We start from the raw sequence: 15,993 nt of genomic DNA on the forward strand, positions 1-15,993 counted from the left end.
AATAAAGTGGTTTTATTATGATAAAAAAATAGCCATTGTTGGTGGGGGGACGGCGGGTTGGTTAACCGCTAATCATTTAGGTCAAGCCTTACTGGGCAAAAATACAGAAATAACCTTGATTGAATCCCCGACAATTCCCACTATTGGTGTAGGTGAGGGAACGGTTCCTTCAATTCGTCATTCGCTTGAAAAGTTTGGTATTCGTGAAACTGATTTTATTCGAGCGTGTGATGTTACCTTTAAACAATCAATAAAGTTTGTAAACTGGTTAGATAAAACGAAGCATGGTGAGAATTACTATCATCATCTGTTTGATCATCCCTACATATTTGGTGAAGAAGTGACCCAGCAATGGCTAGCAAACGGGTCTCAACATCGCTATGCCGCTGCTGTGTCTAAACAAGAAATTTGTTGTGAAGAAAACTATGCGCCAAAAACGATAGCGACCCCAGAGTATGTAGGAGTTAACGGCTATGCTTATCATTTTGACGCAAGAAAGTTTGCCACCTTTTTAATGAAGCATGCACAAACTACTTTTGCAGTTAAACACCTTTATGCTGATATTTTAGATGTTTCGCTTGATGATAACGGCTTTATTACTCATTTAATAGATAGTAATAATAACCAGTTACCTTATGATTTTATTATTGACTGTTCCGGGTTTAGTGCTGCAATTATTGGGAAAAAGTTAAATATTGGGTTTATCGACCGTTCAGAGGAATTACTCACAGATACGGCAATCACATTACAAGTACCTACATCATCAGAGGAAGAAATTCCTCCCTATACTATTGCGACTGCGCATCAAGCAGGTTGGATTTGGGATATCGCATTAACACAGCGCCGTGGAGTAGGTTTTGTTTATTCATCTAAACATATGGACGAAGCATGCGCGGTAAAAAAATTACACCATTATCTTGGTAATAAATTTACCGATTTAAAGCCACGTAAAATTCCGATAAAAGTAGGGCGCAGAGAGGTTTTTTGGCATAAAAACTGTGTTGCTATCGGTTTATCTCAAGGGTTTGTTGAGCCACTTGAAGCAACGGCTATTTTATTAACGGATTTTTCAGCGGGGTTATTATCAAAGCGATTTCCTCTACTAAAAGCGGATATGGAATATTTAGCCCCTGATTTTAATCAACGGGTGACGCATGTCTGGGAAAGTACGTTTGACTTTATTAAAATGCACTACTGTATTTCAGATAGAAATGACTCTTCTTTTTGGCAAGATAATCGTCAATTGGCAGGCATATCAAAGAGACTTAAAAGTAATTTAGCGCGTTGGCAACACTTTGCACCACTGCGAGAAGACTTCGATAGTAAGTTTGATTTGTTTGATTTAGAAAATTACCTCTACGTACTTTATGGTATGAATTATTTGCCTCGTAAAGACGCTATAACCGAACCGGTGGCAGCCATTGCTGACAAGCAATATGCGTTTAAGGCTAATCGTATAACACAGCTATTGGCTGAACTGCCAAAGCATAGAGATCTAATAAATAAAATACATCAGTTTGGTTTGCAAAAAAACTAAGGGCTAAACAATCTAAAAACAATCATGGCCATCAGTTAATCGATTCTGAAAAAAGAAGAGATAGATAAGCGGCCATTTTTAATATTACTTGTATAGTTATCGTTATTATCTAAGTTAGCGCAATGCAGTAAGTTACTTTTGTATAAAACAATGCGATTTGGTTTGGCTTTAATATTGATAACTTGTTCGAACAGTACGGTATTGCTATTTAAAAACCCTTGATGTTGGGATTCATTACTTTTGGTTTGTTTAATAATATCTCTAAAAAGGTGTTGATTTTTTTCAGTGATTTTAATTAAGTTTTCTGGGATGTAGCGATAAATTGAGGTCCCATTAGACGCTTTTCCTGATATATAGTGGACAGCTGCAAAGGTATTGTCATCAGTTGAATCTATGTGTGGTATACGTTGTAGTAGGCTCAGTTCAGTTGCATTTTGGGTCACTAAAGATAATTTGCAGCGATGTAAATAAAGCGCTTTTTGTCCATGATTAAATAAATTACTCGCTTGTAAAGACGCTATTAGCTGCTTAAAAACGCGATAATAGGGCTCAGGCATTATGTCCCGTTTTCCAGGAAACAAAGTACCATCACTGCCAACGGACTCTAAATAAGCAACATGGTTGGCAAAATGAACGATAGGTTCAATACTTTTCAAAAAGTTATCAACGACAATAACATCTTCGTTTTCAGATTCAAGGTGAACTATTTCAACTTTAAAATCAGGGTTTAATTCGTAATTTTTCATTATAGATTTAAATAACTCACGGTAAAGATTATTAAATATATTAACAAAATTCTATTATTAAGAAATAAAAAACAAAAAAGTGTTCAGCGTACTTTTTATACATGCTCAGCATGTTAATTAATAATGTACAAACTGCCACAAAATTTTCACTTTCTTTTTGTTGGCAAAACCTTTAGCCTTAGCCCACTAATAGTAAAAAATCAAATTTATAAAATAACGGAGCAGTAACATGGCGGAGCAACAAGTACAGCCTTTACATAACGAAAAACATGCCAACACTAAAATTAAAAATGGCATCAATATCGAATTTATGAAAACTCAACACTTAGTGCCAGTTGTAGCACACGAGTTTGCGCGTATCGCCAATGAGTTTCCAATGTCTTTTGTTAAAAATAACGAAACAGGTACTTTTCAAGCGGTTGCTATGTTTGGCCTAGAGCCAGGTGAAAACTTATTTGTTGATGGCGACAAATGGACAGCTGCGTTTGCACCTATGGCAACGACTCGTTACCCATTAGGTTTAGTAAAGCACCCTGAGCAAGATCAATTTGGTATTGTAATTGACGAAGCGAGCTCATTAGTTGGTGAAGAAGAGGGTAATGCATTATTCGAAAACGGTGAAGAAACTGATTACCTTAAGCGTCGTAAAGAAGCGTTAGTATCGTTCATTGAGTTTTCACAAGTCACTGATGCGTTCACTAAATTCCTTGCTGATAAAGAATTACTAGTAGCACAAACGCTAACGGTTGATATTAAAGGCGAGAAAAAAGACATTAACGGTATTTACCTTATCGATGAGAAAAAACTAAATGAGCTAAGCGATGCAGACTTTCTAGAGCTTCGTAAACGCGGTTATTTAGCACCTATCTATTCTTTCTTAACGTCTACTCACCAAGTAGCACGTTTAGCACGTTTAAAAGCGCAACAAGCGTAATTTTTAAACAGAATTTTAAAAGCGCCTCAGGGCGCTTTTTTTATGCCATTAAACTCAGTTCACTTGAAAAACCCCACGTAACCATTCACATTAGTTTTAATCTTAACTAACAAAAGAACGCACAATGAAAAAATCACTATTACTAGGACTGCTTTGCGGTAGTTTAATGAGTGTGAGCTCATCTGCATTGAGTGCGAGCACGCCGTTTGCCATTGCGATTCATGGCGGGGCAGGCACCATAGAAAAAAGTAAATTTACACCTGCTCAAGAGCAAGCTTACCGCGATAAATTAGCTCAAGCTGTTGAGACTGGGTATAAGGTACTTGAACAAGGCGGAGAAAGCCTTGATGCAGTCACAGCAGCCATTGAAGTGTTAGAGCAATCGCCTTATTTTAACGCCGGACGCGGCGCGGTATACACCTATGATGGTAGCCATGAGTTAGATGCTTCTATTATGGATGGTCGTAACCGCCAAGCTGGAGCGGTTTCGGGCATTAAGCACATAGAAAGTCCAATTAAACTTGCCCGTTTAGTGATGGAAAAATCGGTGCATGTGATGTTAAGTGGCCAAGGTGCAGAAGAGTTTGCTAAAGAGCAAGGCGTTAGCTTAGTAGAGAATAATATATTTGATACAAAGCATCGCTATGAAGCTTTATTAAAAGCAAAGGAAAAACTAGAGGCGAGCAAAAACACCAATAAAGATTATCAAGCAGCGCACAAGGCGTTACCCGCTAATTATAAAATGGGGACTGTGGGGGCGGTGGCACTGGATAAACAAGGTAATTTAGCCGCGGGTACGTCAACTGGCGGAATGACCGCAAAACGTTTTGGCCGTATTGGTGATGCACCAGTTATTGGCGCGGGTACCTTTGCAGAAAACGCCTCGTGTGCGGTATCGGCAACCGGCCATGGCGAATATTTTATTCGTTATAATGTGGCAAGCGATATTTGCGCACGAGTAAAATATCAAGGTAAAACCATTGCCCAAGCGGGGGATGAAGTAATAAATGGGGTGCTTAAACCGATTGGTGGCACAGGCGGTGTTATTATTGTTGATACAAAAGGCAATATTAGCCTGCCGTTTAACACCACAGGCATGTACCGTGCGAGTAAATCGAATACGCAAGCGACTTATGTAGGTATTTTTAGCGACGAATAAGCGTTTTTCTTTAGTGGCTGGAGGTTTATATAATAATTCCCTGATTGTTATGTCCTTTACAGGATTAACCCCAGCCATTTAATTTGCTACAATCGAGGCTCTTTGACTAATTTTTATAAGGTATGCAGGTGGTAAACCTAGGTCAGTTGTTTGGCGAGCTTAAAACGTGCTTAAAAAAAGATCAATTCAGTTTTAAAAAGCGCCTTCATGGTGTTAAAAAAATTACCGACGAGAAAAAACTTGCCAATGCGCTTGAAAAAATTGCAGCCGATATCACTCACAGTCAATCGCTTCGCGAGCAACGCTTAGCTGGTTTGCCTAACGTTACTTATCCTGAACAATTACCGGTCAGTCAGAAAAAAGACACCATTAAAGAGGCGATTGCGAATAATCAAGTGGTGATCATTGCTGGTGAAACCGGCTCAGGTAAAACCACACAAATTCCTAAAATGTGTTTAGAGTTAGGACGTGGGGTTGATGGGTATATAGGCCATACTCAACCTAGACGTTTAGCTGCACGTAGCGTTGCCAATCGTATAGCAGAAGAAATGCAATGCGAGCTTGGTCAGCAAGTGGGTTTTAAAATTCGTTTTAGCGATCAGGTTTCTAATAACAGTTATATAAAACTGATGACCGACGGTATTTTATTAGCTGAAATACAACAAGACCGTTTTTTGAATCAATACGACACCATTATTATTGATGAGGCGCATGAGCGCAGTTTAAACATTGATTTTATTTTAGGTTACCTTAAAAATTTACTTCCTAAACGTCCTGACTTAAAAGTTATTATTACCTCAGCGACCATTGATCCAGAACGTTTTTCTAAGCACTTTGATGATGCGCCAATTATTGAAGTGTCAGGTCGGACATTCCCTGTGGATGTACGCTATAACCCCATCAGTGATATCCAAAAAGAAGACATGGAAGCCGAAGGCGACCAGTTACAGGGGATTTTTGATGCGGTCGATGAACTTTGCGCTGAAGGCCCCGGTGATATTCTGATCTTTTTAAACGGTGAGCGAGAAATACGCGATACCGCCGATGCGCTAAGTAAGCGTAATTTAAAACACACCGATATATTACCTTTGTATTCAAGGCTATCGAACGCTGAGCAAAATCGTATTTTTGCGCCGCATTCGCGCCGCCATATTATTCTCTCAACCAACGTGGCTGAAACATCGCTAACAGTGCCAGGTATTCGTTATGTTATTGACCCGGGTACGGCGCGTATTAGTCGTTACAGTTACCGTACAAAGGTTCAACGTTTACCCATAGAGCCTATTTCGCAAGCTAGTGCTAATCAGCGAATGGGGCGTTGTGGACGTGTTGAAGCGGGTATTTGTATTCGCTTGTATTCAGAGGACGATTTTTTATCACGTCCTGAATTTACCGATCCTGAAATATTGCGTACTAACTTAGCGTCAGTTATTTTACAAATGCTGGCATTAGGATTGGGTGATATGGCGCAATTTCCTTTTGTGCAAGCCCCAGATAGCCGCAACATTAACGATGGTTTAACACTGCTTGAAGAGTTACAAGCGGTAAAAGAAGCTAAACGTCATCAAAAAACCAGTTTAACGCAATCTGGTCGAGAGCTGAGTCGTTTGCCAGTGGATCCGCGTTTAGCAAAAATGGTGCTGACTGCGCATAAGCTGGGTGCATTGCGTGAGGTGATTATTATTGTTGCTGCGCTCTCAATTCAAGACCCACGAGAACGACCACAAGAAAAACGCCAGGCAGCGAATGAAAAACACGGTCGCTTTGACGATCCAGACTCTGACTTTATCGCCTTTTTAAACTTGTGGAATTACCTCGAAGAGCAGCAAAGTGAGCTGACTAACAGCCAGTTTAGAAAGCTATGTCAAAAAGATTTTTTAGCGTATATGCGCATTCGTGAATGGCAAGATATCGTTTATCAAATCAGCACTGTGTGCAATGAAATGAAAATGAAAGCCACCACGAATGTTGCAGACAGCGAGCTTATTCACAAAGCACTGTTAAGTGGCATGCTTAGTCATATCGGTTTTAAAGACGAAAAGCAGCTGTATAAAGGCGCACGCAATAGCCAATTTCATATTTTCCCAGGCTCGGGATTATTTAAAAAGAGCCCTAAGTGGATGATGTCGGCTGAGCTGGTGGAAACCAGTAAACTCTATGCACGTATTAATGCCAAAATTGATGTGAACTGGGTAGAGCCGTTTGCTCAGCATTTAGTAAAACGCAGCTACACTGAACCACACTGGGAGAAAAAGCCCGGTGCAGTTATTGCCTTTGAGCAACAAACACTTTACGGCCTGCCTATTGTTAATAAACGCCGGTGTGTGTACAGCAAGATTGACCCTAAAGTAAGCCGTGAGTTGTTTATTCGCTCGGCGCTGGTTGAACAAGAGCTCGGGCTCAATGAAGGGTTTTTAGCGTATAACCGCGAATTAATTGAAGATATTCAAGTACTCGAGAACAAGTCTCGTAGACGCGATATTTTAGTTGATGAGCAAACCTTGTTTGAGTTTTACGAGAAGAAAATACCCAGCGATATTAACAACCGTGCTGCGTTTATCAAATGGTATAAAACACAAAAACAACAAGACAAACACTACCTGCATATGACGCGCGAAGAGCTCATGCAGCATGGCGCCAGCAGCATTACCGAATTTGACTACCCTGATACTTGGCAGCAAGATAATTTGATGCTGCCGCTTACCTATCACTTTGATCCAGGCCAAGCGGTTGATGGCGTTGCCGTACAAATACCCGTTGCACTGTTAAACCAAGTGCAAGAAAGTGGCTTTGATTGGCATATACCGGCATTTCGTCATGAGCTAATTTGTGGGTTAATTAAGTCATTACCTAAGTCATTGCGTCGTAACTTTGTTCCTGCGCCTAATTATGCCGATGCGGTGTTAGCGGCTATAGAGCCATTACAAGGCTCGCTAATCGACTCGCTAAGTAATCGGTTACTACGCATGACTGGCGTCCGTGTAGACCCTGAGGCGTGGGATTTAACTGCGCTTGCTCCGCATTTAAGGCTACAATTTGAAGTGCGCGATGAACACGACAAGCTACTAGCACGTGGACTCGATTTAGCTAAACTTAAAGCGCAGCTTCAAGGCAAGGTCACCGACACCTTATCTAAAGTGGCTGACAAAGGCATAGAAAAAACCGACTTAACGCAGTGGGATTTTGGAGAGTTACCAACATCTTATGTGAAAAAGCAAGGTCAGTACGAAATTAAAGCGTACCCTGCGCTGGTGGATAAAAAATCAACGGCGGCAGTGGAGTTATTCGATAACGAAATTAAAGCGCAATTAGCGCACCAGCAGGGGTTGCGTCGATTGGTATTGTTAAACGTGCCATCACCCATTAAATACCTGCAGCAAAATTTACCAAACAAAGCGAAGTTAGGGTTGTATTTTAATCCTTTTGGTAAAATTGCAGACTTAATTGATGACTGTATAGCCTCAGGCGTTGATAGCCTATTAGTTAAATATGGTGATATTCGCACAAGTGATGCATTTGAAACGGTTAAAGAGCATATTCGCGGCGAATTAGGCGACACTGTGGTGGCTATTGCCACGCAAGTAGAGCAAGTACTGAGCATTGCCCATGCGCTGCATAAAAAAATGAAAGGGCGCGTTGATTTAACCATGATCACTGCCCATGGCGATATTAAATCTCAGTTAGAGTCGCTTATTTTTAAAGGCTTTGTGAGCCAGCATGGGGCGGATAAACTCGGCGATTTAATTCGTTACTTAAAAGCGATTCAAAAACGACTAGAAAAGCTACCTGTTGACCCAAATCGTGATAGATTATGTGTGCTCGAGCTTGAAAAAGTGGCGCAAGAATATAAAAAGCTAATTAATAAAGTACCTAAAGGAATGCCGTTACCTGATGATGTTGAAGCAATTTTTTGGATGCAGCAAGAATTACGCGTATCCTTGTTTGCACAAACATTAGGAACGCCTTATCCAATTTCAGCAAAACGTGTGTTAAATGCGATAAAAGAAATTGAATAATTTTTGTATTCTCTATTAAAGTAAGTTATCAGCGGGATTGACTTGAGAAGGAAATGACATCGTTATGTCCTCATTACTGAAACACACCACGCGGCAATTGTTAGTGGTTGATGATGAGTATTTTAATTTTGAAATACTCAAAGCAGGATTAGCATCAACATTTAATTTAAGCTATGCTGATTCAGGAAAAAGTTGTTTAGCATCTGCCATTGCTGATCAACCTGATATTATTTTGCTTGATGTGTGTATGCCAGGGCTTGATGGTTATGATACCTGTCGTATTCTCAAGCATACACCAGAGACAAAACACATACCGGTGGTGATGCTATCAGGACTTGAGTCAGTGCTTGAGCAACAGGCAGGCTTTGACGCAGGGTGTGATGCTTACGTTGTGAAACCTTTTTCTATGGCTGTACTACGAGAAAAAATTAATAATATTGTAGAGGGAATTATGTATACCGAAGATAAACGAAACTATAGACGTATGCAGGTTAATACACCAGCTAAATTAACGTCAATAGAACCTATTGCTGGGCTAAGTTATAACGCAACCTGTGTAGATTTAAGTGCAACAGGCCTTTCTTTGCAGCTTGATGACTTGTTGGAGCTTAACTCAATTTTATCGGTTGATATTGCATCAACACATCCGAGTATTGCGCCTTTAAAAGCCACAGCTAAGGTAATACGTGCCAGCAAAGAAGAAGATGGCACGATAACCGCAGGGCTAGAAATTATTGAGCTTAACTAACCTTAGTAAACCTTACAAATTAGGCCTTTAAGATAAAAGCCTTCAGGGTAGCTGCCTGCAATAGGGTGGTCAGCTGCTTGATTTAAGCGCTCCATGATCAGCAGGTCTTTACCTGCATCAAGTGCTGCATCTGCCACCACTTTTTGAAACAAATTTTGTTCCATTAAACCAGAGCACGAAAACGTAAGTAAGGTGCCGCCTGGTTTTAAAATTTGCATTGCTATCATATTAATATCTTTGTAACCCCGACACGCCCCAGTTAACTGCGCTTTATTATCAGCAAATTTAGGCGGATCCATCACAATGGTATCAAACATCACGCCGTCTTCACGGTATTGGCGCAATAACTTAAATACATCTTGTTTTACAAAGTCGACTTTATTTAAATCAAGGTTGTTATGTTCAACATTGCGCTTTGCTGTATCAAGAGCCGGTTGTGAAACATCGACATTGGTTACATGCTTACAGCCTCCGCGAAGGGCATAAAGAGAAAATGTCCCCGTATAACTAAAGCAATTTAATACGGTTTTATCTTTTGAAAAACGCTCCAGCGCAGCACGGCTATCACGTTGATCTAAATAAAAGCCGGTTTTATGGCCTTCAAGAATATCAACTTCAATTTTTAAACCATTTTCTTCAATGATAACTGGCGCTGTGGGTTCATTACCCCAAAGCACGCCTTTAATTGGCTCCAAGCCTTCTTTAGTGCGTACATCTACATCAGAGCGCTCATAAATATTAGAGCCTGGGAAAATAGCCATTAAGGCGCCAACAATGTCACCTTTGTGGCGCTCAGCACCGGCACTGAGTAACTGACAAACCAAAGTGTTATCAAATTTATCTATGGTAACACCCGGTAAATAATCTGATTCAGCGGCGCAAAGCCTAAAACCGGTCAGTCCACCTTCTTCAATCGCATGGCTTCGAGCTTCTAAAGCACGACGTAGGCGACGCTCGAAAAAATGCTGATCTATGACTTCTTTTTCATCAAAGCTCCATACACGCGCGCGAATTTGTGAATGCGGGCTGTAAGCCGCGGTGGCTAAAAACTTACCTTCACTGTCGTGTATGGTTACCGTGTCACCTAATCCAGGTTTACCTTTAATTTTTTTGATGGCTTTAGAAAATAACCAAGGGTGTTTTCTTTTTAATGATTTATCGCGACCAGCTTGCAGGTAAACGGTAGATGACATAGGGCTTCTCTGTAGTAATAAATAAGCGCTGTATTTTAGTCAAGGCACGCGCAACATACAATGAATGTTTTGCAAGGGCCTTATAAATCGCGTTAAAGTAATGCTTATTCACTCTTATTAATAGATTTTTGGAAATTAGGTGTACAATTCAACTCTTAGCCCTTCATTAAAGCAACTTGATCAGCAATGCAGAGAATTTATAACAGCGCTTATCCACGCTGATGTAGCCCATGATATTACCCATATTGAACGCGTTGTCCGTGTCGCAGTTAAATTGTGCAATGCTGAAAAAGCCAATATGCATGTTGTTTTACCTGCTGCGTGGTTACATGATTGTGTGGCCGTAGCAAAAAATCACCCCGATAGGGCAAAAGCTTCAACGATGGCTGCCGATAAAGCGATTAGTTTTTTGGCGTCTATTGGCTATGATGAAACACTATTTGATGAAATTCACCATGCCATTGCCGCGCATAGTTTTAGCGCCAATATTGCTATTAAAACCGTTGAAGCACAGATTGTACAAGATGCTGACAGAATGGATGCCTTAGGGGCTATTGGTGTTAGTCGTTGTATGAAAGTGGGGGGCTCAATAAGCCGACTTTTATACAATCCTAATGATCCATTTTGTTTAGAGCGTGAACCTGATGATAAACAGTACACCTTAGATCATTTTTTTATAAAGTTGCTGCATATTGCAAAAAGTATGAATACACCTTCAGCTAAAGCTGAAGCACTTAGAAGAACAGATTATATGTATGACTTTTTAGAGCAGTTAAAATCTGAAATTGGAGGGTAAGACAGTGAGGCCAAAATTGAACGGTATTGATCATTGTCATTTAAATGTTCAAAGCCTCAGCCAAGCCATTGATTGGTATGAAAAGGTGCTTGGTTTTACCGTAGTAGAGGAATTAGCATTTTTCAATGAAGAAGGCAAAGGCCCTTTAACGCTTGAAGATGAGAACGCATCGACACGTTTAGCTTTATTTGAGGCACCAGGGCCAAGCAAAGGAATCGCTTTTGCTGCAACCGGTGAGCAATTTATAGCGTGGTTAGCACATTTTGAGCAGCTTGAAATTAAAACGATACTGGCTGATCATGGGGTGACTTTTTCTATGTATTTTAAAGATAACAGTGGGAATAGCCATGAGATCACTTCCCATGACTACCGCATTATAAAACAGCATTTTCCGGCTGTAGCGTTAGGCTCTCACAATGCCAAAAGAAGCTAGGCCCTGTTGAACTTTGCACAGTAATATTTGTTCAAAAAAGAGGTGATTTAATCGCGTTCTTGATGAGCCTTTTTTATTGCTAAAATAGCGTCTATTTTGCTAATAAAAAGCTCAACCAGCTGAGGGTCAAAATGTTTTCCTGCTTGTTGTTGCATATGCTCTAGTGTTTGCTCAATGCTCCAAGGCTCTTTATATGGACGTTTTGATGTAAGTGCATCAAATACATCAGCAATCGCCACAATCCGTCCCTCAATAGAGATTTCCTCGCCTTTCAATCCATTAGGATAACCTGTGCCATCCCATTTTTCATGATGTTCAATAGCCAACACATGGGCAAGTTGTAGTAAGGGGGAAGGTGAGTTAGCCAATATTTTAGCCCCTATAGCGGCATGCTCTTTCATGTGTGCAAATTCGTTGGGGGTCAATTTGCCAGGTTTTAACAGTATCGAATCAGGAATACCTATTTTTCCGACATCGTGCATTGGCGCAGCTTGGCGTAATAATTCTGCGTGTTGTTCGTTCATTCCCAGTGCCAGAGCAAGTACTTTGCTGTATTGGCTCATTCGTGCAATATGCTCACCCGTATCGGTATCTTTATACTCTGCGGCACGACCCAATCGCTCAACTAAGTCTACATGTGCTTGTTTTAGCTGCTCGGCTTGTACTAAAGAGAGGTGAGTTTTAACACGCGCTCTCACTATAGCTGGGCTTATAGGTTTGGTAATGTAATCAACGGCACCTAGTTCAAACCCATTAAACTCATCGTTTTCATCATCAAGAGCTGTCACAAAAATAATAGGAATGTGTGAAAGGGCGGGTGTACTTTTTACTATTTTACACACTTCGAAGCCATTCATATCGGGCATCATAATGTCGAGTAAAATAAGCTTAGGATATTCTTTTTCTAGTAAAGAAAGTGCTGCAACACCAGATTTGGCAAAAGACATGCGATATTGTTCGCCTAAAACTTTACGCATGACTTTTAAGTTTGCAGGTTCATCATCCACGATGAGAATACGTGGTTTTTCGTTGCTAAATTCCATTGAATATCCTCATTGTTGACTAAGCTTTTTAATTAAATTCTCTAAAATATGTTGAGCATGATCAAAATCAAACTCATCAAAAGCGCATACAATTTCATTTATCTCATCATACAAGTGCGGGGGGGCATTATTTTCAAGCTTAGCAAGTTGGTCGTCATTAAGCTCGGCGCTTTGTGCTTGAAGGTAAAGGGTTTCACATAGTGATTTTAATTCATCTAGCCCCAATGTTTTCTGCTCGGTTGTTACTTCTTTAGGGCAACTTATTTGTGCACACTCATCGCCTGATATTAAGTGAGCGATTGTAGCTAATTCTTCCTTTATCTGTTTTACTAAAGTTCCAAATTGTTCATTGGTTTTAGCGGCATCTAGGCTTGTTAACAGTCCCATTAATGTTGTTAAGCCTAGATTGCCTGACACTCCTTTTAAGGTATGTATTAGGCCATAAACTTCTTCAGTTTCAAATAAATTATTATTAAACAACGCATCAAACCGTTTATTACTGTCATTAATAAATTTTGCTATTTCAGTTAATTGTTTGCATTTATTTCCCCAAAGTATAACCCCTTTTTTAAAATCTATATGTTTTGACTCTGGGTCTGATTGGCTAATAATCATTTCTTTTGCTGCGCTGAGTCCAAGGACTTGTGAAATCTCTTGGTTCAGTTGATTAATATCTATAGGTTTATTAACAAAACCGTTCATTCCTGCGCGTTTTGCGATGAGTTTATCTTGCTGTAGTACACTAGCGGTAAGCGCGATAATAGGAGTATATTTTAGCTGTCTTTGCTTTTCTATTTGCCTGATTTTAGTGGTTGCTTCTATACCATCACATTCAGGCATATGAATATCCATTAAAATTACGTCAAAGTCTTGCTGCCCAAATATTTTGATGGCTTCTATGCCATTGCCAGCCTTACTCACTAAATGTTGATCTCTAGATAGTAATAAAGCAAGTAGTTCGGTATTTTGTTCAATATCATCAACCACTAGTATTTTTAATGACGGAAGCTGAGTGTGCAGCCCGTCAAAATGATCTATTTTCTCGGCATCGCCCTGTTGTAGAGGCAAAGAGAAATAAAAACAGGTTCCCTTTTTTTCTTCACTTACTAAGTTTATTTTGCCCCCCATAAGCTCAACTAATTGCTTACTAATAGTTGTACCCAAACCAGTTCCGCCAAAGCGGCGCGTAGTTGTTCCATCTGCTTGAACAAATGGCTGAAATATAGCTTTAACCCGATCTTTGGCAATACCTATACCGGTATCCTGTACTTCAAAGAATAGTTGACCTGTTTGAGTGGTACTCACGGTAAGTTCAACATAGCCTTGCTCGGTAAACTTTATCGCGTTGCCAATTAAATTGGTTAAAATTTGTCTTAACCTATCAGGGTCGCCATAGTAAGTTGTTGCAACAGAGTCTTTTATAGTTAGCTTTAAGTGCAGATCTTTCTTTTTTGCCTCTAGCCAAAATGTTGAAATAATAGTGTCTAATACCTGTTTTAAACTAAAGTGTATTGGCTCTATTATTAGTTTACCTCGTTCGAGTTTGGCAGTATCTAGTACTTCGTTCAGCAGTCTTAGGAGTGAGCGCGCAGCATTATTGACAGTAACAAGGTGTTTTTGTTGTTCTTGATTAAGTGGAGTATCCATAAGTAGATCACTGAAACCAATAATTGCATTCATGGGAGTGCGTATTTCATGGCTCATATTTGCCATAAAAGACTGTTTGGCTTGTGCCGCTGCTTCGGCTTCATATTTAGCTTGTTTTAAGCTTTGCTCGTATTCATGACGTTTTGTTATATCAACCAGTACGCCATCAATCCAGCGAGTATTATCTTTTGATTTGGTTACAATGCTTGCTTGGTCTAGTAGCCAAATAATATTGCCGTTGCGATGACGAATACGATACTCAACTGAATATTGACTCGTAGATGCAACTGCTTGCTCAATTGCTAAAGAAATAGCTGCCTGATCTTCTTTGACAATCAGATCGGCAAAGGTAATACGCTGCTCAGTATATTCTTCAGCGCGGTAACCGGTTAGTTCATATATGCTAGGGCTGACAAACAGCATACTCCAGTGTTCATCTAGCAAGCAGCGAAATACGACCCCAGGCATATTGTTCATTAAGGTGCGGTATTGTCGCTCTTTTTCAATTAAGCTTTGTTGTAATGCTCTTTGCTCAGTTAAATCGGTAATAAAGCCCACAAACAATGTTTCAGTTTGTAATTGCTTTACTTCACCAATCCCCAAGCGAATTGGAAATTGATGGCCATCTTTATGTTTTGCCCACACATCGCGATTAATACCAATAACACGTTTTACTTCATGGTTTGTTGTATTTTTTAAAAAAGCATCGTGTTGATTAGCAATTTCATCAGCCATTAATATTTTTACATTCTGGCCAATGACCTCATTATCTTGCCAGCCAAAAATTGTTTCTGCGGCTTTATTAAAAGTTAAAATAGTGCCTTTGATATTTATAGTGATAATACCGTCAATGGCAGTTGATAAAATGGCATCAAGGCGAGACTCTTCCGCTGATTTTTTATCAAGCAGCATACGATATCGAACCATGCCATTGATGATAAATATGATAGCGCTCAATAGTAGCGTGACAAAAGAGATACAAATAGCAATGAATGTTAAGTGAGATTGTGACGTAGGTTCACTAATTATTGGGGTGGTTGCAATAAATCGCGCAGCGGCCATGCCCATATAGTGCATTCCCGCAACAGCTAGACCAAGAATAAAAGCAGAAATAATTCGGTTGTGAAAATCGGTTAATTTTTTAAAGTGTTTGGGCAAATGAAAACGTGCATAGAGGCTTATAAAAGACAGCAGCACTGCAAAAACAATTGAAGCACTAAACCATATTAGATCATAACGAAGTAACGGACTTAACTGCATTGCGGCCATACCGCTGTAATGCATAGTGCCAACTCCAGCCCCAAGCAATATAGAGCTTAGGATTAAGTTTAAGATACTAGGATTAGCGTTGTATGTTCTTAAACAATAAAAAGCAACAGTACAGGCTAATAAAGCAGGTATAAATGATAAAAAGGTGAGCGCCGGATCATACTCAATGTTTGTACATAAAGAAAATGCTAGCATAGCAATAAAATGCATGCTCCATATACCCCCAGCAAGCACTACAGCTGCGGTTATATTAGCTAACTTACGATAAGATTTAAAATGAGTACGGTTTGCTACATCGATAATATGTAATGAAAAGTAGGCTGCAAAAATTGCAGTTAATATTGATAGTGTGACTAAACCAGGGTCGTATACGCCATTTATAACTAGACTTGGATCTACTTGGTTTATAAAAAAATTATCTAGCATAAATCGTCCACTCAACTACTCTTGAACTTAGTTTAATATAAAATAA

Annotated in this window: 11 protein-coding genes and 1 pseudogene; 8 read left to right on the top strand and 4 right to left on the bottom strand. The window is 39.7% G+C overall.

Annotated elements, in window-relative coordinates; translation table 11 throughout:
* The first annotated feature begins 34 nt into the window (after positions 1-34).
* Entirely contained in the window at positions 35-1,537 is a 1,503-nt protein-coding gene (locus tag KG708_RS02065) for a tryptophan halogenase family protein (RefSeq protein WP_366513569.1), read from the top strand.
* Between the two features lie 35 nt (positions 1,538-1,572).
* On the opposite strand, the gene KG708_RS02070 is transcribed toward KG708_RS02065, so the two are convergent.
* Entirely contained in the window at positions 1,573-2,283 is a 711-nt protein-coding gene (locus KG708_RS02070; RefSeq protein ID WP_213607867.1) for a DUF6445 family protein, read from the bottom strand.
* 229 nt (positions 2,284-2,512) lie between these two features.
* Between KG708_RS02070 and KG708_RS02075 the strand changes: the two genes are divergently transcribed.
* From KG708_RS02075 to KG708_RS02095, 5 genes and pseudogenes are all read left to right on the top strand, one after another.
* A complete protein-coding gene (locus KG708_RS02075) occupies positions 2,513-3,217 on the top strand; it encodes a SapC family protein (RefSeq protein WP_013465241.1) in 705 nt (234 codons plus the stop codon).
* A 124-nt stretch (positions 3,218-3,341) separates the two neighbouring features.
* Complete coding sequence (locus tag KG708_RS02080; RefSeq protein ID WP_213607868.1) at positions 3,342-4,376, top strand: isoaspartyl peptidase/L-asparaginase family protein; 1,035 nt, start codon at positions 3,342-3,344, stop codon at positions 4,374-4,376.
* A gap of 128 nt (positions 4,377-4,504) precedes the next feature.
* Positions 4,505-8,392: an ATP-dependent RNA helicase HrpA gene (gene hrpA / locus KG708_RS02085; protein WP_213607869.1), complete on the top strand. Its 3,888-nt coding sequence runs from the start codon at positions 4,505-4,507 to the stop codon at positions 8,390-8,392.
* A gap of 64 nt (positions 8,393-8,456) precedes the next feature.
* Positions 8,457-8,834, top strand: a pseudogene (locus KG708_RS02090) (response regulator); the annotation flags it as partial.
* A 9-nt stretch (positions 8,835-8,843) separates the two neighbouring features.
* Positions 8,844-9,140: a PilZ domain-containing protein gene (locus tag KG708_RS02095; RefSeq protein ID WP_213608465.1), complete on the top strand. Its 297-nt coding sequence runs from the start codon at positions 8,844-8,846 to the stop codon at positions 9,138-9,140.
* A gap of 2 nt (positions 9,141-9,142) precedes the next feature.
* Here the strand turns inward: KG708_RS02095 and KG708_RS02100 are convergent, their stop codons facing one another.
* Complete coding sequence (locus tag KG708_RS02100; RefSeq protein ID WP_213607870.1) at positions 9,143-10,333, bottom strand: class I SAM-dependent methyltransferase; 1,191 nt, start codon at positions 10,331-10,333, stop codon at positions 9,143-9,145.
* A gap of 139 nt (positions 10,334-10,472) precedes the next feature.
* Between KG708_RS02100 and KG708_RS02105 the strand changes: the two genes are divergently transcribed.
* The gene (locus KG708_RS02105) at positions 10,473-11,129 is read left to right on the top strand and encodes an HD domain-containing protein (protein WP_213607871.1); all 657 of its coding nucleotides are present in this window, start codon (positions 10,473-10,475) and stop codon (positions 11,127-11,129) included.
* Positions 11,130-11,133: 4 nt separating this feature from the next.
* Positions 11,134-11,562: a VOC family protein gene (locus KG708_RS02110; RefSeq protein ID WP_213607872.1), complete on the top strand. Its 429-nt coding sequence runs from the start codon at positions 11,134-11,136 to the stop codon at positions 11,560-11,562.
* Positions 11,563-11,609: 47 nt separating this feature from the next.
* Here the strand turns inward: KG708_RS02110 and KG708_RS02115 are convergent, their stop codons facing one another.
* The gene (locus tag KG708_RS02115; RefSeq protein WP_213607873.1) at positions 11,610-12,605 is read right to left on the bottom strand and encodes a two-component system response regulator; all 996 of its coding nucleotides are present in this window, start codon (positions 12,603-12,605) and stop codon (positions 11,610-11,612) included.
* A gap of 9 nt (positions 12,606-12,614) precedes the next feature.
* Positions 12,615-15,947: a PAS domain S-box protein gene (locus tag KG708_RS02120; RefSeq protein WP_213607874.1), complete on the bottom strand. Its 3,333-nt coding sequence runs from the start codon at positions 15,945-15,947 to the stop codon at positions 12,615-12,617.
* Positions 15,948-15,993: the final 46 nt, after the last annotated feature.

The sequence above is a fragment of the Pseudoalteromonas sp. genome (assembly GCF_018402495.1).
In the GTDB taxonomy this organism is placed as follows: domain Bacteria; phylum Pseudomonadota; class Gammaproteobacteria; order Enterobacterales; family Alteromonadaceae; genus Pseudoalteromonas.

Coding starts and splice junctions, on each gene's coding strand:
- KG708_RS02070 (WP_213607867.1), bottom strand. CDS start 2,283: ATGAAAAATTACGAATTAAACCCTGATTTTAAAGTTGAAATAGTTCAC.
- KG708_RS02120 (WP_213607874.1), bottom strand. CDS start 15,947: ATGCTAGATAATTTTTTTATAAACCAAGTAGATCCAAGTCTAGTTATA.
- KG708_RS02100 (WP_213607870.1), bottom strand. CDS start 10,333: ATGTCATCTACCGTTTACCTGCAAGCTGGTCGCGATAAATCATTAAAA.
- KG708_RS02075 (WP_013465241.1), top strand. CDS start 2,513: ATGGCGGAGCAACAAGTACAGCCTTTACATAACGAAAAACATGCCAAC.
- KG708_RS02095 (WP_213608465.1), top strand. CDS start 8,844: ATGTATACCGAAGATAAACGAAACTATAGACGTATGCAGGTTAATACA.
- KG708_RS02115 (WP_213607873.1), bottom strand. CDS start 12,605: ATGGAATTTAGCAACGAAAAACCACGTATTCTCATCGTGGATGATGAA.
- KG708_RS02080 (WP_213607868.1), top strand. CDS start 3,342: ATGAAAAAATCACTATTACTAGGACTGCTTTGCGGTAGTTTAATGAGT.